Source organism: Bacteroides sp. AM16-13 (assembly GCF_003602705.1).
Classification (GTDB): Bacteria; Bacteroidota; Bacteroidia; order Bacteroidales; family Bacteroidaceae; genus Bacteroides; species Bacteroides xylanisolvens.
In genome coordinates, this window is record NZ_QTLK01000001.1 from 312,250 (window position 1) to 336,632 (window position 24,383).

16 protein-coding genes are annotated in these 24,383 nt (G+C 40.9%); 5 read left to right on the forward strand and 11 right to left on the reverse strand.

The window, feature by feature from the left end; genetic code table 11:
- Window positions 1–37 precede the first annotated feature (37 nt).
- From DW173_RS01195 to DW173_RS01220, 6 genes are all read right to left on the reverse strand, one after another.
- Window positions 38–553, reverse strand: coding sequence for a sigma-70 family RNA polymerase sigma factor (locus tag DW173_RS01195; protein ID WP_008021644.1), 516 nt, complete (start codon window positions 551–553; stop codon window positions 38–40).
- A gap of 186 nt (window positions 554–739) precedes the next feature.
- Window positions 740–3,511, reverse strand: coding sequence for a two-component regulator propeller domain-containing protein (locus DW173_RS01200; RefSeq protein ID WP_120143510.1), 2,772 nt, complete (start codon window positions 3,509–3,511; stop codon window positions 740–742).
- 101 nt (window positions 3,512–3,612) lie between these two features.
- Window positions 3,613–5,892 carry a heparinase II/III family protein gene (locus DW173_RS01205; RefSeq protein ID WP_120143458.1) on the reverse strand — a complete coding sequence of 760 codons (2,280 nt, stop codon included), beginning with the start codon at window positions 5,890–5,892 and terminating at the stop codon, window positions 3,613–3,615.
- A gap of 44 nt (window positions 5,893–5,936) precedes the next feature.
- Complete coding sequence (locus DW173_RS01210) at window positions 5,937–7,859, reverse strand: alpha/beta fold hydrolase (protein ID WP_008021636.1); 1,923 nt, start codon at window positions 7,857–7,859, stop codon at window positions 5,937–5,939.
- Between the two features lie 127 nt (window positions 7,860–7,986).
- Window positions 7,987–9,915 carry a glycoside hydrolase family 127 protein gene (locus tag DW173_RS01215; protein WP_120143460.1) on the reverse strand — a complete coding sequence of 643 codons (1,929 nt, stop codon included), beginning with the start codon at window positions 9,913–9,915 and terminating at the stop codon, window positions 7,987–7,989.
- 76 nt (window positions 9,916–9,991) lie between these two features.
- Complete coding sequence (locus DW173_RS01220) at window positions 9,992–11,602, reverse strand: hypothetical protein (protein ID WP_049703405.1); 1,611 nt, start codon at window positions 11,600–11,602, stop codon at window positions 9,992–9,994.
- 153 nt (window positions 11,603–11,755) lie between these two features.
- Between DW173_RS01220 and DW173_RS01225 the strand changes: the two genes are divergently transcribed.
- The gene (locus tag DW173_RS01225; RefSeq protein WP_004316035.1) at window positions 11,756–12,538 is read left to right on the forward strand and encodes a HipA family kinase; all 783 of its coding nucleotides are present in this window, start codon (window positions 11,756–11,758) and stop codon (window positions 12,536–12,538) included.
- Window positions 12,516–12,899: a DUF3037 domain-containing protein gene (locus DW173_RS01230; RefSeq protein WP_004316036.1), complete on the forward strand. Its 384-nt coding sequence runs from the start codon at window positions 12,516–12,518 to the stop codon at window positions 12,897–12,899. Before DW173_RS01225 ends, DW173_RS01230 begins: the two co-directional genes overlap by 23 nt.
- A 217-nt stretch (window positions 12,900–13,116) precedes the next feature.
- Here the strand turns inward: DW173_RS01230 and DW173_RS01235 are convergent, their stop codons facing one another.
- Window positions 13,117–15,066, reverse strand: a complete 1,950-nt coding sequence (locus DW173_RS01235) for a glycoside hydrolase family 97 protein (protein ID WP_008021629.1) — start codon at window positions 15,064–15,066, stop codon at window positions 13,117–13,119.
- A gap of 72 nt (window positions 15,067–15,138) precedes the next feature.
- Window positions 15,139–16,020 (reverse strand): AraC family transcriptional regulator, encoded by an 882-nt coding sequence (locus DW173_RS01240; RefSeq protein WP_008021627.1) that lies wholly within the window; start codon window positions 16,018–16,020, stop codon window positions 15,139–15,141.
- Between the two features lie 120 nt (window positions 16,021–16,140).
- Here DW173_RS01240 and DW173_RS01245 point away from each other — a divergent pair, with 120 nt between their 5' ends.
- The 3 genes from DW173_RS01245 to DW173_RS01255 all read left to right on the forward strand — a co-directional run bounded on the left by DW173_RS01245 (window position 16,141) and on the right by DW173_RS01255 (window position 19,096).
- Window positions 16,141–16,956, forward strand: a complete 816-nt coding sequence (locus DW173_RS01245; RefSeq protein ID WP_008021626.1) for an SDR family oxidoreductase — start codon at window positions 16,141–16,143, stop codon at window positions 16,954–16,956.
- 29 nt (window positions 16,957–16,985) lie between these two features.
- Complete coding sequence (uxuA, locus tag DW173_RS01250) at window positions 16,986–18,173, forward strand: mannonate dehydratase (protein ID WP_008021624.1); 1,188 nt, start codon at window positions 16,986–16,988, stop codon at window positions 18,171–18,173.
- Between the two features lie 77 nt (window positions 18,174–18,250).
- Window positions 18,251–19,096 (forward strand): pilus assembly protein N-terminal domain-containing protein, encoded by an 846-nt coding sequence (locus DW173_RS01255; protein ID WP_008021621.1) that lies wholly within the window; start codon window positions 18,251–18,253, stop codon window positions 19,094–19,096.
- Between the two features lie 208 nt (window positions 19,097–19,304).
- Here DW173_RS01255 and DW173_RS01260 read toward each other — a convergent pair whose 3' ends face one another.
- From DW173_RS01260 to DW173_RS01270, 3 genes are all read right to left on the reverse strand, one after another.
- On the reverse strand, window positions 19,305–19,679 hold the full coding sequence (locus DW173_RS01260) for a hypothetical protein (RefSeq protein ID WP_008021620.1): 375 nt from the start codon (window positions 19,677–19,679) through the stop codon (window positions 19,305–19,307).
- Window positions 19,680–19,949: 270 nt separating this feature from the next.
- A complete protein-coding gene (locus DW173_RS01265; RefSeq protein ID WP_032811824.1) occupies window positions 19,950–21,362 on the reverse strand; it encodes a glycosyl hydrolase family 28 protein in 1,413 nt (470 codons plus the stop codon).
- A gap of 130 nt (window positions 21,363–21,492) precedes the next feature.
- Window positions 21,493–24,261: a heparinase II/III family protein gene (locus DW173_RS01270; protein WP_120143462.1), complete on the reverse strand. Its 2,769-nt coding sequence runs from the start codon at window positions 24,259–24,261 to the stop codon at window positions 21,493–21,495.
- Between the last annotated feature and the right edge of the window lie 122 nt (window positions 24,262–24,383).

A 24,383-nucleotide genomic window follows, 5' to 3' on the forward strand; every position in this document is an offset into this window, starting at 1 on the left:
AAATTTAAAACTAACATTTATACTATTTATTCTAATATTAGATACACTGTTGGATATACTCACGGATTTCTTTCCGACTGATAAATAAGTGGTTTTCCACCGTACGGGAAGAAATTCCCAATTGGGCGGCAATATCAGCCGAGGATTTATTTTCGAAACGACTCATGATATAAATCTTCCGACGTTGTTCAGGAAGCTGATTGGCTCTCTCCCATTCGCATGTCAATAGATTATTGGCAATAATCTGGCTCTCCACTTCATTGGTACAAGTAGGAATCCGGTCGAAAAGATAGGAAGTTACTTCTTGAGCTTTGTAAAAACGACGCAAATAGTCCGTTACCAGATTCCGGCAAATCGCGAATATAAAATGTTTCACTGTTTCCGGACGCAATATCTGCTTATAGTCCATCAAACGCAAAAAGACATCTTGTGACAGGTCTTTTGCTTCTTCGTCCTTACCTATTTTATAATAGATATAAAGATAAACGGAATGATGATAACTCTTATAAGAGTCAGCAACCAGTTGAGTGGATTTCATGTTTATATTTTCCATTGCTTAGATTTTTGTTTATCATTACGCTGGCAAATATAAATGGTAAATACGGAAAAGAAACAATAAAAAAGGGCGGATAGATTTCATCCTATTGGAAGGGAAACAGAAGTCGTAATAGCTACTGGTAATCAACTAATTAGATAACCGAAAGCTGGAGTCTCAAATTATTATATGAGACTCCGGCAATCAATCTTCATTAGTTCGTCCTATACTTTGGACGTATTCGTTCGGGGTTATTCCGGTCGTCTTTTTAAAATAACGGAAAAAGGAAGTACGAGAACTAAAACCACACAGTTCAGCTAAAGCACTTAAGGTATATTTTGAATATTCATCCTCATTAAGCAACCGTTTAAACTCAGCTATGCGGTAATCATTCAGATAATCATAATAATTCTTGTTCAAGAACTGATTAAACACGTAGGACAATGTATATGGAGAGACGTTCAATACTGACGCCAAATCCGCAATCTTTAAATCAGGGTTAACATACAGTCTTTTTTCCTGCATCAGCATATCCAGTTCGTTTGCCAGCCGATAACATTCTTCCATACTCACATTGCTCTTTCTGTATTTTTCTTCAACTACCGGTTTCCCGGTTTCTATGGCGTCCGCCGCAAGAGCCGGAGAGTTCTTTTTTCTCCGGTAATAAGCATAGCTTAAGCATATTATTGCAATCAATAATAGAATTGTTCCCCATAAGGTCGCGTTAAAAGAGGAAGCAATAGTCACTGATAAACAGATTTCCGAACCGGGCTCACCAATCCGACGGGTTTTGAATTGATATTTCCCGGAAGACAAGTCATAATAGGTCAGTTCGGATTTACCACCCAACAACTGCCAATCATCATCCATCCCTTCCATTTTATATTCATAAGACATATATGCAGGGTCGGAATAGGTAAATCCGGAGAAACAGATAGTCAGATTCTTGTGCGACGATTCCAAAGAGACTTTATAGAGATGCTGTTCTCTCTGTATAGCAGGATGATAAGGTTCTTTACCATTCACATATACATCTGTAATAGCCAAGGGATAACTGTTTTCTTCATTTATATCACGTAAATCCCTGGTCAAATAAATCAATCCTTTGGAATTGCCAAACCAGATTGTTCCCGAAGCATCTATAACAGGGCAACAGGTAATAAAAACAGAACTCGGTAATCCATCTACAAAAGTATAAGGAACAATTGTACTTTTTTTATCATAACGGTACAGGCCCAGATTCGTACCAATCCACAGCCACCCTTCACGGTCTTCGATCATAAACATGGCATCTTTCCCTTCCAAAAGAGTGCCCGGCTGGAATCTTCGGAAATGAGTCATTGACAAATCGGAAATAAAAATAGGGCCTTTATCCGGAAGGAAATAGAGCTCGTGGGAAGAATCTTCATATACTGTCCTGATTTTCTCTTTATGTATAAAGCCTTCGGGGAATACATCTGATTTGATACTACGAGTGGAAGGATCCCAGATACATAAACCGGTAGCCGTACAAATCCAGCCCTTTCCTGTAGAATCAAAGCATATATCAAGCACATTCCCTTCCGGGAGTTTGGAATTCGAACTGGTATAGTGATTGAGTTGTTCGCCATCTTTATACTGATACAACCCCATTGAAGTGGCAATCCACAAACAACCGTCATTGTCCGACTTGATGCAGAAAACATGTCCTTTCACAAAAGGAGACTCCGAAGGTTCAAAATCACGGATAGTTAATGTAGAAGAATCCAGTATATACATGCCACCACCATACGTACCGATATAATACTTTCCTTGAAACGGGTAAATGCACATTATCATATTAGAGCGTAATTGGGGTGACTTGAAACTCCTAAAACGCCGTTTCGTCTCATCAACATAGAAGAGACCATTGCGGGAACCTATCAATCTTTCATTCTCATTGATAGCTATGGCCCGTACCGGTATGTCTTTTGAATCAAAATAAGGAGAATAAGAATAGGTAGAGAAAAGCCCGCTCTGATACAGTGTATAATCAAGTCCCAACTGATAGAATCCAACCCATATCAATCCTTCCCTGTCCACCAGCAATGAATAGACAGAGTTAGAGCGGATTCCGCCATTAGTACCGGGTTCATAGCGGAAAGATTTCATAACCTTATTTTCCTTGACAGATACAAAATGTACTCCATTTCCGTCTGTCCCAACATAAAGTATATCTTTTCCGTCACCCGACAAAGAAGAAATTACATTGCATCCCAAATCAATCCAATTATCCCTGAACTTCCCTGTCGGTATATCGTAAACAACCACTCCATGTTCCATTGTCCCTAAATAGAGCCTGGAGCCAATTCGTGCCATTTTCCGATAAGTATAATCCTGTCTATCATTGTCACCGCATGGACATAAAGTTATTTTTCGGGTAGACAGATTCATTGAATATAGTTTGGAGCGAGTCAGAATCCATAATGTATCCTTTTCTCCCATATTCAAATCGACTATGAAATTATCCGATGACCACATATCCGCATTGATAGTAATCTGCTCCAATTCATTATTTTTGCAGACAAACAATCCTTTTTCGCTGCCAATATATAAGGTTCCCTGCGCATCGGTCAATAAAGAACGAACTCCGAATTTTATCACTTCAGCAACAAACGGTTCTAATTTACCTGATTCTTTATTTATCCGCCAAAGGCCCATATCGTTTCCCACCAAAATCTGATTGCCTTGCGTTTCCGCAATCACATTCACCCATTTCAGTTTCTCATCATCTCCGAATATCGGATAATGCTTGAAACGAAAACCATCAAAACATTCAACAGACGTAGCTGTTCCAATCCAAAGATAACCTACGGAGTCTTTATACAAGGCACTGACCGTTAAATCAGATAATCCATTTGTTTCTGACAGACCACGAAAAGAATAAGAAATCGGATAGGCAGACAGAGAAAGAGAAATAAATATAAGGCTTGTTATATGTCGTATCAGATTATTCATAGGATTCATATTTGATGAAACAATGCAAACCTACATAAAATATCCCGAATTTTATGTAGGTTTATACAAAAACAAAACACACTCCTCAATAAAAATGAGTGTTAATCTACCAGCTTTATACTCAATTGGGATTGTTTATACACAACTGGAATTCTCTTATTATTAACCTCTACTCTTATTGGCTTCTTCTTACTCCTGAAACTAGCATGGATCTTCGGTTGCCCGTCTATCCAAAGATTGAGTTTCTTATCTTCTTCCTTTTGAATGACAAACAACTTGGCCAAAGAAGAAAAATAAGTCTCCTTATCACGTCTCAATGCACTGCCATGACAGATAAAGAAATCTTTTGCATCAGCAGCTTCAGTACCTTCGGGATAAGAGACAGCAAACATATAAGCATCTGTCATCCAGCCGTCCGGCATAATCCATGAGTTGCTGTGCATTAGCCTGCCGTCCGCTAATTGATTAATATAAAGATCGGTCACTTTCCCTTTATGACGGATACGAAGCCCAATCCAATCTTGTCCTTCCCGCCGTTCCATTTGTGGCAAGTCTTTCTCATTAGGAGTCTCCTTTAATATAATAGCTGTCAGCCCTTTTACACGATTGACTTCTGCCGGCAAATGAAATGAATAATAGGTTTCAGTGCCTTTCAAATCTTCAGTGGGAGCTTCTATTTCTTCCCAATACAAATCTTCCGGGTAGTCATGCACAAAATCGGATTTAGCCAGCAAACGAGGATATAACGGACGAATCACAACCGATGAGTTACCATTCGTCACATTCACGTCAACTCCCGACTTTTTATATGTCCCGTTCGTATGCCATAACCATTCAAATTGCCCTATTTTATGTGTTTTCAAATCATCAATCATATAAATAACATTATCCATCCAAAGGAAATGACGGAAATTACGACTGAAATTATTAGATACAGGACCTGTTCCATTAGCCAGAACATACTTCACATTTCCCGCATCCAGAAGATGATATAAATATCCTCTCAAAGTAGAACCGCTGTACTGCTGCTCACGAGGTTGTCCCTCTCCATTAAACAATACTACATTATGCGCCTGACTTTGAAAGAAATAATTCCGATAAGCAGGATTAGGATACCAGCAGTTTCCCCCGTCTTTAATAATATCCACCCCTTTATGAAAGACAATAAATGAATTGGCATCTGCGTGAGAATGATTCCATGTATGACCGCTTTTTACAGCCAGCATCGTAGCATCCTTTTCCCACGAATCACGCATCGTAGCCCAACCAAAATCGGCAAATAATTGAGAAGTCGGCAGTTGAGGGACAGCGGGCGCCTTACTCCAATCAGGAGTGTAAAGGAAGCCCATGGGACGATTCAGGAAAAAGCCATCACGATGTTGTCCTTGTTCCACCTGGGCTATATACCACAATATTGTTGGATCTTTCACCCCCAATGCATACAATAACATCATGCTGGATTCTGCTGATACATTTTTATGGCTATCTCCAAAATTCAAACTATGCAGCATACCTGTACGCGGATAGCAGACTTGTGAGAAGTAACTCGGCAATTTTGCCAATTGAGGAATATCACCCAGATTCTGTCCGGGATGAGTATTTATCCAAGCGATCCTGAACAACAAAGCTTCCTGAATACCAAAGTTGGCGTAATTCAGACTTTCATACATTCCACCGGCCTCATCAAAACTCTTTGCTTTCTGTTGCAATACATCACCGGCAAAATCAAACCATTCAGGAAGTGATTCGTGAAGTTGCTCCACCCATTCTTTAACTTCAGGAAGTTCATTTTGAAGACTCAAAGCCAATATTCCACCCTGACAAACACAGGAGGTCCACCAATTATGTCCCATCGAATTCAATGAGTGAATACGGGTCGGTTCCAACAACCAGTCTCCCAATGCCGGTTCTACGGCTAACCGTTTCAATCCTTCGGCTATCTTTTTTCTTTCTGAAGAAGACATGACATTGTATGCAGCATCATACCCCACTGCGGAAAGAAAACTCTTATGAGCCATACCCAGTTGTGAACGCCATGCAGGAATACGTGCCATCATTTCCACATCTCCCCATGATTCGGCTTCCACAGCTTTCAGGAGGATTTCTTTGATTGCGTCTGCATACTCCTTATTATCAGTCATCAAATAAGCTAACGACAAATAGTCTAATCGATTAAAATCTTTCTTTTGCAAAGCTTTATCTGCTGTTTTCTTAATATCTCCCCATGCTTCCTGCAATTTAGGTTCATGCTGCATACGCTGTTTCACTTGCTGTATGCGTTGTGGAGTATACAGTAATGAAGGATGATTTATTTTTTGTGCTTGTATATATAATGAAGAAACACACAAAAAACAGATAACAGCAATAATAGTTTGTTTCATGGTACTTAGTCTATTCTATATATAATCAGTTACAATATTATTCTTTATTGAACGTTTTTCAAAAATTCTTCCAATGCTGCATTAAATTCTTCCGGGCGTTCCATATTCAGCATGTGTCCGCAATCGTCAATTACTTTCAGTTTTCCATTGGGAAGATATTGTAAAATGGGAGGTTCTTTTGAGAATCGGTTGCCGGAAGAATGACCTTCAACAATTAAAGCAGGTACATCGGGATGATTCTTTTTCAATTCCTCGATGGCATCCAAACCAGCTACCACCCGTACTTCTTTGTGTAAAGGTTGCCACGCATCCCACTCATCGATCATTTGCCAAAGAGACTCACGCATTCGTTCCCGCTGACTTCCTCCTGACTTCATCAATCCTTCAAACCACTCTTTCTTCATCACATCTACCCCTTTCTCTTTCAAAGCAGCAATCTCCTTATCACGTACTCTTGCTTCTTCCGGAGTCATCGGTTCACTGGGACCTTTCGATTTTCTTATGTTCCCACTGGCTAAAAAAGCAGATAACATCCGATCCGGGAAGTACGCCAACATATCGGCAGTAATAAAACCACCTAAAGAAAGTCCGACGATATGCGCTTTTTTGATGTGCAAAGAATCCATCAAAGTAACTAAATCTTCAGCGTGTGTGAATTGATAGTCTTCCGTTTGTGAAGACGAAATGCCATATCCTCTCAAATCATAGCGGATCACACGATATTTTTTTGCCAGTACGGAAAATTGTTCATCCCACATACGATGATCCAAAGAATGACCATGAACAAAGATTATCGGTTCACCTTGACCGGCTTCTTCATAGTATAAAGAGCCATTTCCTACATTGACACGTCCTTGTTTAATGACCAATGAATTGCCTTTCAGTATTTCTGAAACGGTCCGCGAAATCACAGGACTGCCATAGAAAGAGGAAAAGCCGTCTTCCTTAGCGGAAGAACCTGCTACATGGGCAATAAAGAAGCCGTAAACACTATCACGTTTATTTATCCAGGGGTAAGCGCCAGCCCAACCCGGAGAACTGATTTGATAGGCTTCGCCCGTCTTCTTATCTATTAATTCACGCCATTCGCCCAATCCGTAGATTCCATTGTGGGATTGTCCTAGCCCTTTCGCTACATAATTATCCGAGTTATTCGAAGGGATTATTGCATCTTTCACTTGGTCGGCCTGCATTTCTTTTACAGTTTGTGCAGATATAATTCGCTTATCGTTATACATTCCATCGTGATAAATCATTGATAGGAAATGAATATAATCGTTCAAGGTAGTACACAGACCACCACCTAACATCGGGGCATGCCCGCCATCTGTATTTATCGGAGTAAAATGAGAATTCTTCATTTCTAATGGCTGTGCTAATAATTCCTGAAAAAGAGTTTCAAACTCTTTCCCCATTGCCACTTCCGCCATTCTTCCAGCAATCTGCATGGCAAGTCCTCCATATTGGAACCGGCTTCCCGGAGTAAAAACCGTATCTAACGGCAATATCTCAATAATGGCGGAATCCAGATGATTGTAATTATCTACGCGCGGTTCAGGAAGATAGGGACACACTCCGGAAGTATGAGATAACAATTGTCGCAAAAGGATTTTACCTTTGGCATCTCCTTTAAATTCCGGCAACCACTTCTCCACTGGATCATCCCAGTCCAAACTGGTACTGTCCACTACCGCTCCGATAACAGCAGCCGCCACCCATTTTCCGGCAGAGGCTACGTATACTTTTGTGTCAGGAGTATAGCTACCATAGTTCTTCTGAAAAATGACAGAATCATTCTTTACTACACAGATAGAAGCACCGGGATAGTACTCTTTACTCACCCAGCCTTGAATAACAGAATCTAATGAAGAGAAGTTATAACGACTCCCTTGTACGGATGATACATTGCAGGAACCTGCAATAAAACAGATACTTATAAAAATTATGATTAATAATCTTCCCTTCATTTTCGTTATCTATTAACTTCGTATTAAACACAAATTACACGAACTACGCTGTTGTTTGATGCAGTTATATTTGATGCAATTATAATTATAAAACCGCGCAATTCGTGTAATTCGTTCTTAAAATTTTCTATTTCGACTGCAAATCCCAATATACCACATAACGCTGATGATGCAAATCATAAAGCGGACGAATCACATCTCCTTGTTCTGTTGTAAATTTCAGGTCTTTTCCTGTACGCTGCAAAGTACGTTCCGGATGTTTCATATCTACTTTCAATGAGGTACGCAAATCGGCAGGCACATGGAAATTATAAGTATAATAATCATTATAAAGAGCAGGATTAGAGAAAGGTGCGGGAGCCTGCATACCTTCTGTACCCCGTTCTCCGGCAAGCACTAACGGGCCATACAATAAAGCCACTTTATTCGGATTATCGGGAGTGGCTTCCAATTCAATCTGCATCGGGTAAGTAGCCGAGATACGGTCATTGTCTTTCCAGTCACGGGTGATAGCGATGTAAGAACCTGGCTTTTGTTTTACTGCTACTTTTTTACCGTTCACAAGAACTTCCGCTTTTTTACTCCATGAAGGATATCTTAGATAAACAGTAGTACGAACCGGTTTCTCGGCACGAATAGTTAACAGGGTCGTTTCCTCTTTCGGAAATTCCGTTTCCTGGAGAAGGGTTACCCCTTTTTCTTTCCAGGTGACTTGGGAAGGAATAAACAGATTTACGTAGATTCCCTGGTTGTTGTGGTAGTAGATAGCTTCTCCATATTTAGCATGATTTTCGAATCCACTGCCGACACAACACCAGAAAGAGTTCTCTTTGGTACTATACAGTTTATGTGAACCCGAAAGTAAGGGTAAGAAATAAGTGACCATTCCTGTTTCCGGATCTTGCTGTCCCAGGATATGATTATATAGTGCCCTTTCATAATAATCGGCAATAGATGAATCGCCCGTCCAACAGAAAAGATGACGACTAAGCTTCAACATATTATAAGTACAGCAGGTTTCTCCGGTATAGCCGGTCAAGTGTTTAGAAAAATTCTTCGGGTCGAAAAAATGCTCCTTATCACTACTGCATCCCGGAGCAAAAGTATGGTGGTCAATCATGGTATGCCAGAAGAATTCCGAGAGCTTTTTGCTGGTCTCATTCTCTGTCAGTTCATAGTTACGCGCTTCGGCTATGACTTTCGGGATAAACGTATTCGTATGTTTGGTTCCCAAATCGTCCCGAAGTTCTTTCAACGGGTCAATTACATCATTATGGTAGAAATATTCAGCCAACCAACGGTAACGTTCATCTCCTGTGATAGCATACAAATTGTAGAATGATTCATTGACACCTCCAAACTCATTGCGTATCATGAGTTTGCGGGTTTCTTCACTAAGTGGTTTCAGTTTGTTATAAGCCCAGTCGCCCATTTTGGTCACTGTTTTCAAAGCCTGCTGATTATCCGCATACAGATATTGATCTATCAGACCGGAATAAAGTTTATGCAAGGTGTACCAAGGTGCCCAAACACTCTTTCCCCGGATATTACGGTTTATCAGTTCTTCGGGAAAAGCACTTAAATATCCGCCTTTCAAAGCGTTCTGAACTTCGGTCAGCCCGTTGACAAGGCTATCCCCTTTCAACTTGAAAATCTCACTTCCGGTAGCGGCATACATCAAAGCGTAAGCCGAAAGCAGATGTCCGGTAGTATGGCCGCGAAGCTCACAGTCCAAAGATTCCCAGCCACCAAGTTTTTTCACTGTCATATAACCGCCTTCACGACCGGCAAAGACTCCGGCATTTGTCCGGAAACTATGCAACAGGCGACTTACGTCGATAGAGGTCATCCATGCGGAATCCCGCAACATATTGTCACGAAAGCGACTCGGTAATAAACGGACGTCTTTCAAATCAAAACTTTCTACCCGAACAGGAGCCACTGTCTCTTTTTTCATTTTCCCCTGGTGCTGTCCGGGGTACACAGATTGAGCCGACGATATAGCCGATACTGCCAATAATGCGATTGCAACTAAAGATTTCTTATTCATAATCATTTTTAATATCCTTATTTATTATTGGATACGAATAGACTCCGCCTATTACTCAATGCAAAAATACGAATTTAATATTTCATGGATAAATGAAAAAACTCCGTTCTACCGGTTCGGCAGTCTGTACTTCTCCTGCCAATCCATATTGCCATGCCACCACAGTCACTTTCAACGGGAACTTACTGCGTGGGGGAATTCGAGTAAATACCAACTTGTTTCCCTCTATTTCTGCCGGTCCTTCTTTCACGTAGTAATATACGGGTAGCCCGCAATCGGAAGTTGCCTGTAAAGAGATAGTTTCCGTGCCTTTCTTCACATCGTCAAGACCCGGAAAAAGAATATACTGGCGTTTACCTTCCGTATTGCGATAGGGAATCCGGAAACTAAGTTCCTGAACAGTGCTTTTATAGTGCTTGTCACCATCATTACCGGCTAGAAGGCAAATATCTCCCGTACGACGCTGATTGTACATTCCCATACGGTAGAAACGGACAGTAAAGGTTGTGTCGTTCACTTTCTGAACCGGGCCACAGATACGGGTTATTTCAGGAGAAGTGAGCGAATGTTCGCCAGAAATTGCAGTATGCAAGCTATCCGTATATACAGCTTTCAGATGAAAAGTCAATCCGTCTTTTTCCGGCAGGAAGCGGGCGGCAACTTTCACATGGGATTTGGGATTATATGTGAGTAATTGCCCCTTTTGTACGAAACCTAAGTATTGTGGTTTCTTCCCTCTCTCCCGGCGATAGCGTTCTTCCGTCATTTCAGCCATTTCCTTATCGAAATACCAGAATGCATCGTGCGAGTCTCCTTTATACTCTTTATAAGGAGCAGCTTTTGCACGTTTCTTCTGATTCGGATGCCACCTTTCGGCAAGCCAGCCATTCTGCGGATTCAGCTTCTTCAATTCCACAGGCTTATTCAAATCATACGTTGCGGGTATACGATATTCCAGTGCTTTCTTTAAGAACAACGCGATATAACCAGCGGTGCGGTCGGCTATATCGAAATGTCCTCGTCCTGTGTCGCAAAGGAAAGAGACACAACTTTTAGGATACATCATACGGAATGCCAAAGCCGGATTTACACGGTCTTCCCACCATTCGTATTCGCCTTCAATCATCAATCCAGGGATGCCGTCAATCGTACGTTTCCCCCACTCCATATTGTCACGACCATATCCGGTAAGGTTAGTGCGTGGCGCATCTCCATGCAAAGAGATAATGGCTAATGTGCGGTCGGGATTCCAAGCAGCGAAGTTCCACGGATAGGTAGCCATTGCCGAATGTCCTAAAGGGACAATAGGCGCATATTTCAATTCACTATAGCCACTGACATTCGCAAAATCCTCCATCATCTTTTCAAAAGCTTCCTGACATCCGGTAGTTATATCCCATCTTTGATCCCATCCGGGAGTAATCCATATCAGTGCTATACCCGCTTCTGATAATCTTTCACGAAATAGAGAATTTTCAAACAAAGTTTCCTCTGTCATATTATGATTGCCTATTATCACAGCTTTCAATTGAGTACAATCGGAAGGTATCCACAAGAATGCTTGCGGATGATCGTTCGTTTCGTTGGAAATAATACTTGGTAGTTGTACAGACCACTGCCATTCGGCTGCTATAATGCTGGGTAACAGAATAACGGACATTATTCCAAACACCAAAAATCGAAGTAGTTTCATGTTTAATTCATTTATCATTGTTTTATATAATACGTAGCAGGAAGAAAGTATACTCAACCGAAAAATATAAAAAAACTATTATTATAGGAAGCCTTTCACTGACTATTCCATAAAAACGTTGTATCTTTATTCTCAATTTAAGAAAGGAGTGATATGGATTTACGTACAGCAAACGTAACAAGATATATTCTTCCCTTGCGGGAAGGAGGGTCATTGCCGGCTTTGGCTGAAGCGGATGATGAATTTAAATATGTCGTAAAATTCAGAGGAGCAGGACATGGGACTAAAGCCCTTATTGCCGAATTGATAGGGGGAGAAATAGCCCGTACACTGGGATTCAGAGTTCCGGAGATTATATTTTTGAATCTGGATGAGGCTTTCGGACGGACAGAAGCGGATGAAGAAATACAGGATTTACTGCAATGGAGCCGTGGGTTGAACATGGGTCTGCATTTCCTGTCCGGTTCATTGACGTTCGACCCTGTTGTGCATAAGGTGGACGGTAAAACTGCTTCGCAAATTGTGTGGCTGGATGCGTTATTGACCAATGTAGACCGTACAATCAAGAATACGAATATGCTGATGTGGCATAAAGAATTGTGGTTAATCGATCATGGAGCTTCCCTTTATTTCCATCATTCGTGGACGAATTGGCAGAAACACGCACTTAGTCCGTTCGTACAAATAAAAGATCATGTACTATTGCCGTTTGCCGATCAACTGGAAGAAGTAGACGCAACATTCAAACAACTACTTACCGATGACAAGATACGAGAGATAGTCAATGCCGTCCCTGACGACTGGCTGAACTGGACGGAAGGACAGGAAACTCCGCAAGACTTGAGAGATGTTTATATTCAATTTTTAGAAGAAAGGATCAAGCATTCCGAAATATTTGTAAATGAAGCGCAAAATGCAAGAAAGGCACTTATATGAATACGCAGTTATCCGTTTCGTTCCTAAAGTAGAACGTGAGGAATTTATTAATGTAGGTATTGTACTGTTTTCCAAACGGTGCAAATATCTCAAATCTCTTTATACAATAGATGAAAACAAATTGAAACTGTTCTCTTCCGAATTGGACATCAACTGTCTGATAGAAGGTCTGAAAGTCTTCGACAAGATTTGTCAGGGAAATAAAGAAGGAGGAGTTATTGCCAATATGGATATTCCGGACCGCTTCCGGTGGCTGACTGCGGTAAAAAGCTCCTGTATTCAAGTGTCCCGTCCTCATCCGGGATTCTCTACAGATTTAGATAATACTTTAGAAAGGTTGTTCAAGGAATTAGTTCTTTAATTCCTTGAATAACCTTTCCACTCAATGAATGAGAAAACTCTCCTCTTCTCTCATTACGACCCGGAAATGGTGAAGTGGTTGATTAATTATAGCAAATAATACCTCACTATATTTTTCAGGCACGGATTACACGGATTTCACGGTTTTAGAAATGATGGTTGCATAAAGCAACAGTGTAATCTGCGTTATCCGTGCCTAAAAAGAAACATAAACTTGCCTACTTAAACGGAATAAAATGCAATGCAGCTCCGCCACTTGCTTTTAGCTTCAAAACAAGCTTATCTCCGGCTTTTATCTTCTTATGAGTACTGCGTACTTTCGTTCGTGTATTCAGCTTGTCATCATCTTCGTACAGGTGAAGCATATACTTCTTACCCGGTTCCAGAAAATCCGTAGTCAATGTAATTGTGCGGGCTTCCGTATTCGTCATTGCTCCTACAAACCAGTCATTCCCCGAACGACGTGCCTGAACGATATATTCACCAACCTCTCCATCTAACGCGCGGCTGTCATCCCATACACTCGGAATTGCTTTCCAAAATTCCAGTTCTTCTTCTCCCTGGTAGAATTCCGGTCTGTCATACCAAAACATAAATTGCAAAGGACTGTAATACACAGCTGCCATCGCCAACTGATGTGCTTTCGTATTCTTCACCCGATTATTGAAATAGCAAAGCGTATAGTCTCCTGCACCTGCCAGATAGCGGGTGAAAGGAAGAGTCGTATTGTGTGTGGCATCCGGCATTTCTTCATTTCCACGAATACCTTCCTGCGTCATCAGGTTAGGATAAGTACGGCTGAAACCTGTCGGACGATATTCGTCATGAATATCTACCATCAGACCATATTCTCCACATTTACGAACTGCATCATGCAGCCAGGTACTCCAACGCTGATTACCTATCTGTACAAAACCGAACTTGACACCTTTCAGTCCCCATTTTTTATACAAAGGCAACAGAGTATCCAACTGCTGCACTAATGCACGCTGATTGACATACACCATAAGTCCGATTCCTTTCGATTCGGCATACTGGCACAAAGCTGGTATATCAAGGTCTTTATCCGGAGAAACGGTAGTAGCGTCCGAACTCATCTTCATTTCCGGCCCATACCATCCTGCATCCATGTGCACATACTGAATACCACGTTCTGCCGCAAAGTCAATGGCTGCTTTTACTCTATCTTGTTTCAAGTCGCCCGAACGGAATACCTTCCCGGGGTTAATCCAAGAAGTATCAGCCAGTTTGCAAGCCGGATTCAGATTCAAGACAATATCATTGTTATTAATTAAATCGACCGGACGTTCGCCAACCATGATTACACGCCACGGAGTACTGTAAGGAGAAATAATATCGGCACTACTATACAGGCTTGTCTCCAAAGTGGAAGGTTTCTCTGCCGATAAACGGAATTTACCACGAACATAATCCACCATTTCCGCTTCCAACAAGGCTACAGATAATCCATCAGGCAGTTTCAAGGTCAAAGGACGCTCACTCTCCTCTTTGCCCCATCCTTCCAACGGACGAAGTTCATAAGGTCCTTGCGCCCAACGTTCATAATACGCCATCGTTCCTTCAGGCATTGTGAAGCTAGTCTGCTCACCAACGATATGCAAGAAAAGCCCGTTTGTCATTTCCGGAAAATGATAGCGGAAAGCAACTCCTTCATTATAGGCACGAACTATGATATTCATAAAGTAATTCTTACGCTTATCATAACCACCGTCCTGATTGCCATTTCCTTCTCCCTTCTTGAGTTTCAAAGTCATCTCATTGTAGCAATCACGTACTTCCGCACGTTCGCCATATACAGGCTTCCATCTCTCGTCCGTCTTTTGATGTTCAGTCTCTGTCAACTTCAGATTCTCACACCAAAAATGACAAGTATCATTCGGTATACCCAACGCCGATTCAAATAACTGATTTTCAATCAGAACACCCAGTTTACTTTCTTCAATCACCGGACGATTCTTATAAGTCAAGGTATAATACATTTGTGCATTATCCTCTCCCACCGCACGTTGATAAAAGGTAAAACGATAAGCTCCATCAGGAGACGTCAGTTCCTGACGGGTTTCTGTCATCACATCTTGCGCTTTTACCAATGCCGGTATCACCAACAACAAAAGCAAAATTCTTTTCTTCATTCTATTTACGTTCATGTTTATTCATCTTTCCTAATTATATACGAACGAGGAAGAAATTATACTCAAATGTTTATTGCCTGAAAAAGCTTATTCCATCTGTTCCCTATAAAAAGTAGGTGTCATTCCTGTCACCCTTTTAAAGATACGGTTAAAATGTACAGGTGATTCAAATCCGCAAGTAGCACTGATTTGAGATATATTCATCATACTACTATTCAATAGTTTACAAGCATATCCGATACGCATATCAAGTACATACTCTTTAAATGTCTTTCCTGTGTTTTCTTTAAAGTATCGGCAGAAAGCAGCAGGATTCATCGCTGTATAAGAAGCAATTTCATCCAGACCGATAGACTCGGTATAATGTTTATTCAAATAGGCAATCACCTTTTCCATTCTTTCATTACGCATAATAGAAGGGAACGGAGTATAATGAGAAGTAGTCAGATATTTCTTATGATTACTGGTAGCCATCATCTGTAGAAGTGAAAGCAACAGGATGATTTGATCTGCTCCTTTAGCAGAAGGTATTTGTTCCAATAATTTAATGATTTTCCCCGAACGGGTAATTGTGAATTTAATTCCTCTGCAAGCATCCTCCAATAAATTCCTGATAGGAATAAACTGAGAGTATTGAGAAATAGAATAATGCATAAAATCTTTCTCAAACTGAATATTGACTCCTCTTACTTTCGGTTCGGATTTTTCTTCGTTATCAGATTCTTCCCCGCCGTCCGGTGGACTTTGCATACTATGAGGCAGTTCGGAACCGAAAAGAATCAGGTCACCTTTTGAATAGGAGATAATGCTGTCACCCACCAGACAATCCCCCTCTCCCTTCTCCACATAAATAATTTCATACTCACTATGAAAATGCCACGGATACGTGAAACGTGGATATTCATAAAAGCGGGCACGGACGGGATTAGAAGTCGTAATAGTCAACTTCTCATTCATTATCTTCTTCATAAATCTCCTTTCTAAACTGCTTTTGCAAAGATAGGTAAATATCTTGCAAAAATACGCATCATAGTATGTATAAAAACCCACTATTTTTGCATCCATTCATAAAAACATTTGATAGAAACCATGAACGAATTATTTAGTATTGCCGGTAAAGTTGCTGTTATTACCGGAGCAGGTGGTGTACTGGGCGGAAATATTGCCCAACACTTTGTACAGCAGGGAGCAAAAGTTGTAGCTATTGACATTCGTCAGGAGCAACTGGACAATCGTGTAGCTGAACTCAAACAATATGGTGACGATGTAATCGGTATTATCGGCAATGTCCTTGACATTGCCAGTCTAGAAAAAGTAGCCGAAGAAGTCGTAGCCAAATGGGGACAGATCGATATTCTATTGAACATTGCCGGTGGAAATATGCCGGGAGCTACTCTCGAACCGGATCAGCACTTCTATGATATGGACATCTCTTGCTGGGAAAAAGTGACTAACCTGAATATGAACGGTACAGTTTATCCGTCTATGATATTCGGTAAGGTAATGGCAAAACAGAAGAAAGGATGCATCATCAATGTATCTTCTATGGCTGCTTATAGCGCTATCACCCGTGTACCGGGATATTCGGCCGCTAAAACGGCAGTAGCCAACTTCACCCAATGGCTGGCAAGCGAAATGGCACTGAAATATGGTGATGGTATCCGTGTAAATGCTATCGCTCCGGGATTCTTTATCGGTGACCAAAACCGTCGTGTACTAATCAATCCGGATGGTTCATTGACCGACAGAAGTAAAAAGGTGTTAGCCAAAACTCCGATGAATCGTTTCGGTGACATCAAAGAATTGAATGGTGCTGTACAATTCCTGTGCAGTGAAGCCGCTAGTTTCGTAACGGGAGCTATGTTGCCTATCGATGGTGGTTTCAGTGCATTCAGCGGCGTTTAATATTTAATCTTTTAATTTATTCAAACGCTATGATGGAAAAAACATGGAGATGGTTCGGCAAGAAAGATAAAATCACCTTGCCGATGCTCCGTCAGATAGGTGTTGAAGGAATCGTCACTGCATTACACGAGGTACCGAACGGAGAGATTTGGACAGTAGAAGCCATCAACGATTTAAAATCGTATATTGAATCGTATGGGTTGCGCTGGTCGGTCGTGGAAAGTCTTCCGGTTTGTGAGGCAATCAAGTATGCGGGTACGGAACGTGAACAGTTGATTGAAAATTATAAAGTAAGTCTTGCCAACTTGGGTAAATGCGGAGTGAAAACAGTCTGTTACAACTTCATGCCGGTAATCGACTGGATACGTACGGATTTACAGTACCCTTGGCCGGACGGTACCAGTTCGCTTTACTACGACCGTATTCGTTTCGCTTACTTCGACATCAAAATACTGGAACGTGAAGGAGCTGAAAAAGACTATACAGAAGAAGAACTGCATAAAGTTGCCGAACTGGACAAAGTGATTACAGATACCGAAAAGGACAATTTGATTGATACTATTATCGTCAAGACACAAGGATTTGTAAACGGTAATATCAAAGAAGGAGATAAAAACCCGGTTGCTATATTCAAACGTCTGTTAGGTTTATATAAAGACATAGACCGGGACGCTTTACGAGAGAATATGTGTTACTTCCTTTCTGCAATTATGCCTGTATGCGATGAATATGGTATCAACATGTGCGTACACCCGGATGATCCTCCATTCCAGGTTCTCGGCCTACCCCGTATTGTCACCAATGAAGAAGATATAGCCTGGTTCCTGAATGCCGTAGACAATCCGCATAATGGGCTGACTTTCTGTGCTGGTTCTCTTAGTGCAGGCGCACATAATGATACTCGTGAATTGGCAAAGAAGTTTGCAGGAAGAACTCATTTCGTTCATCTGCGCAGTACAGAGGCCATGCCGGGTGGAAACTTCATCGAAAGTTCTCATCTATCAGGAAGAGGACATCTGATTGATCTCATCCGCATTTTCGAGAAAGAGAATCCGGGACTTCCCATGCGCGTAGATCATGGACGAATGATGCTCGGAGATGAAGATAAAGGCTACAATGCCGGTTATTCTTTCCACGGACGTATGCTGGCTTTAGCACAGGTAGAAGGAATGATGGCTGTGGTGGATGATGAGAAACAACATAAGATAGAGTTTTAATCTTATTTTTCATCAATATACTTTGAAATACAGGAAAGGAGCTTTACTTTTGTGAAGAAATAAAAAAGAAGAATATTATGAAAGCAAAAATGACGAAGCTCTGTCTACTATTTATTCTATTATGCTCCCTTCCTGTATTTTATTCATGCAGCGACGAAGCTGATGCTTTTTACCTATATGAATATTGGGAAGTAATGTTCGACCCGGAACCTCCTATTAGTGAAGCCAGTTTGTCAATCACGGGAGGAACAAAGTTGGGAATTAAAGGTGGCGTAGCTCCTTATACAGCAGAAATAGCCGATGGGCAAATTGCTACAGCTTATGTGGATGAAAACAATGATATTCAAATCAGTTCTATAAAACTGGGCAGCACGTCATTGATGGTAAAAGACGCTGATGGAAGAATCATAAAAATAGGGCTAAAGGTCGTCAACGGCAAACAATCTTTTTCAGTGAATTCCGTGGAAGCAAGAATCACAGGAATAGATGAAAGTCTGTTGGATGAACAACAAAAAGAAAAACTAGAAGCGGTCATAAAAAAGATAAAGGATGAAGCGGGTATACAAGCTACAGGAGGAATAGCTTTCTCTTATGACCAAAAAAGTAGTGGTAAAGTGACAATTGTTACTAGTAAAGATAATACTCCGAAAATAGAAGGAAGCTTCTCCCGCTCCACATCAGAGTCAGGCACTACATTCCAAATTACAATCAATGGTAAAGAGTATGACTGCAAATTTAAACTTCCCGAACGTTCCGATACTTCAAAGAGTATCACCACACGAGACCTTGGCCCGATTCCTTATTGGTTAGTGGAAGATGTAACTGAAGATTATAAATCAGATGTGACCGACCTATTCGGAATAAATGTCACCTCCCTGAAAATAGAACGCATTTATATAGGTTCATTCACTCCTTTACGATAGGTTGTAAACGCCATTTTTTTTTCGCAAACACTACAAGCTAATATGAAGTAATGATTTCCTACGTAGGAACTAGAGTTTCCAGCCATAGACTGAAGTTTCTCAATACAAAACCCAACCGTCACAACAATAAAAAGGGGATGCCGTTACATTTAGCGACTCCCCTGTTTTTATATTTGTATGGATGAAAGCTTTCATCCGGAAAGATTCATTATTTGTTTTCCTGAAATGCTTGGAAATCCGGTATACGTTTTACGTTCGCCCCTTTCATCACACCTCTTTTGATAGCTTCATTCGTATCGGTGATTTCTTTCTTCACACGTTTATAGTATTCTTTTGTCAAGCCTTTCTCGATTGCTTCCGATTCTGTTACAGCCCACAAATACTGGTAATCCATCAACATCAGATCTGGAGCAACAATTTTAAAGAAAATACTATCCCCCTCAAACTTCTCACGCAAATCACCTAAATAAATAGTATCTGCCGGATTTACCTCTTGAGCGTTTGCGTTCCCTTTCGAACTACTACCTCCACAAGAAGCCAACAACAAACTTCCTACCAATGAAATGAAAACTAATACTTTCATATAATATCGATTAAAAATTAAAGATTAAAATTTAAAAGTCTGCGACACTATGCCCATTAGACAGACTTTCGAATAAGCAAATTGTTGCAAAAGTAATAAATTATATTACAGTCTGACCTTTTTCATCATTCTTTTTTCTCATGCTCTTCTATATACCGCTTAAGTAACATTCCAAACATCCCTTTACAATCCGGATAGTCACGCATTAGTTTTGCAACATCTATCGGTAGTCTCTTTTTTCTGCTATGTCTTAGTTACGAACAAAGATTATTATTTTACCTTAATCCCTTTCACAAATTCATTCGTTATAAAGCCATCGATATTCTTCATCTTCACCCCATTTATCATCACATTATCAAAAGTCACATTTTTTATTCTACGATTCTCATCTAATCCTTTCAATAGAGAGGGATTCTCGCCTACTCCATTATAGGTTATATTACGGAAAATAACATCCTCAATACCCCGTCCGGGCTGCTTGTCATATTTCGGATTGAAGCGGACATTGACATGGAACAAACGTCCTTCCTGAATACTTTCTACTCTTATATTATCGAACAAGATATTACGTACCAGGTTCTTATCACCGCAATCTATCGTCATGCATCCCTGATAAAGAGGATCATCTTCATCATGTTCCAGAATATCGATATTGCGGACAGTTATGTTTTCTACTGTCTCTCCCACTTCATCCGCCGAATTGCCATGTCCGCCGATATTGACAGGGTGTGCAATATCAGCCCAAAGGATAGAGTTCTGTAAAGTGATATTTTTACTTCCGCCGTAATAATTCCAACGATGTGCATAAACAGCAATGCAGTCATCACTATTTCGCATGAAAACATTATCAATCAATACCTCATTGCAACACATCAGATCAATGCCGTCGCTCCATCCTTTACAACTGAAAGATTTCAGGTTCTTGATGGTCAAGCCGGTGGTTTCACCTCCGAAAACTGTATAATGATCGGGATTTACAATGGTTATTCCATCAACCAATACATTTTTAGAATAAGTTACTTCAATGCCGCGCAGTGGATGATCGAGGATTCCACGACCAATGATACGTACATTCTCGGCTTTATCTATCAATAATTTTGCTTTTACGACAGCGCCCGGTGCCAGATAAACGGTTGTATTAGAAGGAATCCTTATTTGATTATTGGGAACATCCTGGGGACGATGTATTCCCGGTCCAAAATACATGACGTCCGCACTACTTTCCGAGTAAGTTTCTGTCTCCAAAGGATTAGCAAACAGATGAAGATTATGCAAGCGGTCACCATTAAATTCCACAGATAGATATCGTGGTTTCTCTAAAGTAAATAAAATAGTGTTCTGATTTACCGTATGCCGGATTCCATTTACCAAAGGTCGGATTTGTACATCTTGAATCAGCCCGTTATTCTTCTTTACCATCACCTCAACAGGACTGCCCATATCAAACTGTACCATAGAAGCTGATTGTACATTGTCCATATCCACACTGACATTATATTCAAACAAGTCTTTCCATTCTCCACCCGGCACACGTACCCGGACAGTATAATCGTCATTATGTTGCATCCCTGCTTTCAATCCTTCCGGATAAGTCACCAGTTGCGCATTTGCAAAAATTGAAAATGCAATAAATGTGAGCAATAGCCCCTTCTTTCTACCTTGTAATATCCTAAATAGATCCATCTTTGTTATTTCCATATATAATCCTCCCATCACAGAAAAGACACATTTTGTCCTACCCTGTTTAATTCCATCATAAGTATCATTAATCCCCCCACACTAGATATGCTTTTTTCATTCAGAATCATTTTAATCAGATAGGTAATAACGTGAGTTGCGATGTTATTCCTGATTTTATCTTCTTTCTATTAATAACCACCGTACAAGGAACAGAAGAAAGGATATACCATTTTCCCTGTTTCTTTTCGAGTAACACATTGCCCGCCTGATCCGTATGAACGGTCACCTCGGGTGCAACAAGTTGTGTTCCGTTCCCCAGGAATAAAGTCCGGTTTCCTGCATATTCATTGCTGACAATTGCATAGTCTGCTTTTACTTTCATTCCTTGATAAGTGGCGGTCTGCGTAGCATCAGACAAGGAGAAAATATGATCTGTACGCCCATTTTTGCTTTTCACACAGATACCGGCAAAGTCTTTCAAAACAGTTTCTTCCGCATCAAAATAGGATACAGACTGAATGGCAGACGGTTCTTTCTTCGTACTCGGTTCATAGACTGCGACAAAAGGACGAGTCCATGCTTCTCCATGCTGACGGGCCACGAAAGTCAATGTTGGTTGTTCTTTTATATTATATGGCATACCAGGCGTACGACTTAAACCTTCGGTCATCGGTGACAAGGCTGTGAAAACTTCACGATCCGGTTCCCCTTTTATCCAGAGATTCATTACTATATCATCCCCACCTTTATCTTTCATGTCGATGGTAAAGGTCGCTTTTACATCTTTACCGGTAGCCGCTACTTTCTTGTCATATAAATAAGAATAGCCATACAGATGCGCTCCAGCAAAAGCGAGTTCTTCTGTCGGTTGAAGATTCAGGTCTGTACCATCAGCTGCTGTCAATGTCATGGTCTGTCCGAGATTATGATAGAAATAATCATGCATCTTATCCCCTCCACGCTCTTTCCGGCTCCGGAATACATCCACATAATATCCTGTCTCGGAGCCAGTGGTAACAATGCTCATCATTCGGGTCTGATCCGCCCTGCTTTCCGGTTCACGAAAATAGACATTGCTATAAGTCACAGAAGTAAACTCCTTTCCCGGTTCTGCCGAAGCAGGAAAACAGGAAAGCAAGTCAAAAGAATGATTGCTTTTCATTACCGGATAGCTCGATATTCCATCTACGCATACTGTATTGTGACTTGGAAATTGAGAATAATATTCGGCATAATCCAGGCCACTATACAAAGTCAGACCAATTCCTGCATCTGGCCCAAGCACATATTCTTTTCCATAAAGTTCCATGGAGATGCCGTTAGCGTGCATGTGGTTTCCTTCACTGGCATTCAGAGAAATCATCAGACTATGACGCGGATGCATTCCGTTCCGCTGCACCAGCCATGACACATTGGGAGCATAGAATAAAGGAGAAACATAGTCCTCTATCTTCCCTGCTTTCACTTTCGGATTCAGACTTAACGGTTTATCTTCAAAGAAAGAATTGACAGATACACGCACGTTATTTTTCTCTCCCTTTTCATTATCAATTTCGGGATTCAAGCATTTCAGCAAAGCAGTGAAGTAGTTCTCCTGTTCCGTTTTACCGTTTGCCTGCGCATTCTGTATCATGCGGATAAAGAAATTCGTATTCAAATAGCTTGGATGCGTATCTCCGAACCCACAAATCATCCGGTTGGGAAAAAGATATTGCGGAGTGGCTGCCACTGCTTTCGACAGTACAGGCATAGCCTTTACCAAATCATATTTCAAATTATTATCAAACTGGTTGGCAAAATTAGCATAATCGTTGATTACCACACTGCTATATCCCGGACACTCTGCCCAGATACCAGTTGTTGAATCAAAGCCATAATCGGCAAGACGAGTCAGACTCCATTGACGGATACTGGAACGGTTCAACACATAATCAATATAATATTCACGTCCTTTTCCATCTGCATACTCTTTATTATCTTCAAGCACCAATCCCACATTCATGATATATCGTGCCTGCAATAAATCCCAGTTATTATGAGGGACTCCATTCGCAATGATGTTATCCGCCCATTTCTTAAATGCACCGGCATAGATATCCATCTTTTCCGGATAGTTGGTCTTCAGGTAATTATAAAGAAAATCATACAAGGGAACAACGATATGCAGGGCATCTTCGTGAATCACTTCAAAAGAAGTCAATCCCACCAATGTCTGTTGATGACCATGATTCAGATCAATGGGAACATTTCTGTAATAAATTCCAGTCATATACGTATCAAACACACCGGCAGCCAGTTTCGCGAATTTTTCCTCATCTGTCATCCAATAGAGGAAGGCTGCATCACAAGCTATTCCCAGAATTTCCCGGTTCAGACTTTCGATATTCCGTCCCGTTTTTGACGGATGTACACTTTCCAAAGGACGTTCCGGCAATGCATTATTGCAAAAAGTCACATTTCCGTTTTCGTCATCGTCATAAGGCACTACATCTGCCAGTTTGGGACGGCCATGAGTAGCAGCCGTTCCACGTGTTCCTGTATAACGGACAGTTGGATAAGGAGCTTTTTCACCTCCGGCGTGATCGTAAGTCTCACCTTTCACATATACCTCGGTTGCATGAGATTTCCAATACATGGCCAGACGGGATAACAACCATGCGGGTTGAGCCTCCGTCAGATTGGTATATACTTCGGTTCGTTCCTTCAATTTATTGAATACGTCTTTCGCCCATTTCTCTTTTTTAATCAGCTCCCACGTATCCTGCTTTCCATCCGGTGTAGTCAACACTCTCGGATGTTCTTGCGGCATTTTCTCCGGCAACGGAATTTCCCGTCCGTTTTCCTGTCCGGATGCATTATTCAATAAGCAAAGAAGACATAGTCCCAGTAAAATTTGTCTCATACTTTATATTTCATTTTTAGGTTTACTACCTATTAAATACGAAGATAGAGAATTATTTACCTAATTACTTTCATTAAGACCTGTTTTATTTGCCCGAACGCTGCTTTTATTCAAACAAAGAA

Excerpts from the sequence above, each read along its gene's own strand:
- DW173_RS01265 (WP_032811824.1), bottom strand. The coding sequence starts at position 21,362 with ATGGATCTATTTAGGATATTACAAGGTAGAAAGAAGGGGCTATTGCTC.
- DW173_RS01270 (WP_120143462.1), bottom strand. The coding sequence starts at position 24,261 with ATGAGACAAATTTTACTGGGACTATGTCTTCTTTGCTTATTGAATAAT.
- DW173_RS01210 (WP_008021636.1), bottom strand. The coding sequence starts at position 7,859 with ATGAAGGGAAGATTATTAATCATAATTTTTATAAGTATCTGTTTTATT.
- DW173_RS01245 (WP_008021626.1), top strand. The coding sequence starts at position 16,141 with ATGAACGAATTATTTAGTATTGCCGGTAAAGTTGCTGTTATTACCGGA.
- DW173_RS01220 (WP_049703405.1), bottom strand. The coding sequence starts at position 11,602 with ATGAAACTACTTCGATTTTTGGTGTTTGGAATAATGTCCGTTATTCTG.
- DW173_RS01260 (WP_008021620.1), bottom strand. The coding sequence starts at position 19,679 with ATGAAAGTATTAGTTTTCATTTCATTGGTAGGAAGTTTGTTGTTGGCT.
- DW173_RS01195 (WP_008021644.1), bottom strand. The coding sequence starts at position 553 with ATGGAAAATATAAACATGAAATCCACTCAACTGGTTGCTGACTCTTAT.
- DW173_RS01215 (WP_120143460.1), bottom strand. The coding sequence starts at position 9,915 with ATGATTATGAATAAGAAATCTTTAGTTGCAATCGCATTATTGGCAGTA.
- DW173_RS01200 (WP_120143510.1), bottom strand. The coding sequence starts at position 3,511 with ATGAATAATCTGATACGACATATAACAAGCCTTATATTTATTTCTCTT.
- DW173_RS01205 (WP_120143458.1), bottom strand. The coding sequence starts at position 5,892 with ATGAAACAAACTATTATTGCTGTTATCTGTTTTTTGTGTGTTTCTTCA.
- DW173_RS01255 (WP_008021621.1), top strand. The coding sequence starts at position 18,251 with ATGAAAGCAAAAATGACGAAGCTCTGTCTACTATTTATTCTATTATGC.
- DW173_RS01240 (WP_008021627.1), bottom strand. The coding sequence starts at position 16,020 with ATGAAGAAGATAATGAATGAGAAGTTGACTATTACGACTTCTAATCCC.
- DW173_RS01235 (WP_008021629.1), bottom strand. The coding sequence starts at position 15,066 with ATGAACGTAAATAGAATGAAGAAAAGAATTTTGCTTTTGTTGTTGGTG.
- uxuA (WP_008021624.1), top strand. The coding sequence starts at position 16,986 with ATGATGGAAAAAACATGGAGATGGTTCGGCAAGAAAGATAAAATCACC.
- DW173_RS01225 (WP_004316035.1), top strand. The coding sequence starts at position 11,756 with ATGGATTTACGTACAGCAAACGTAACAAGATATATTCTTCCCTTGCGG.
- DW173_RS01230 (WP_004316036.1), top strand. The coding sequence starts at position 12,516 with ATGCAAGAAAGGCACTTATATGAATACGCAGTTATCCGTTTCGTTCCT.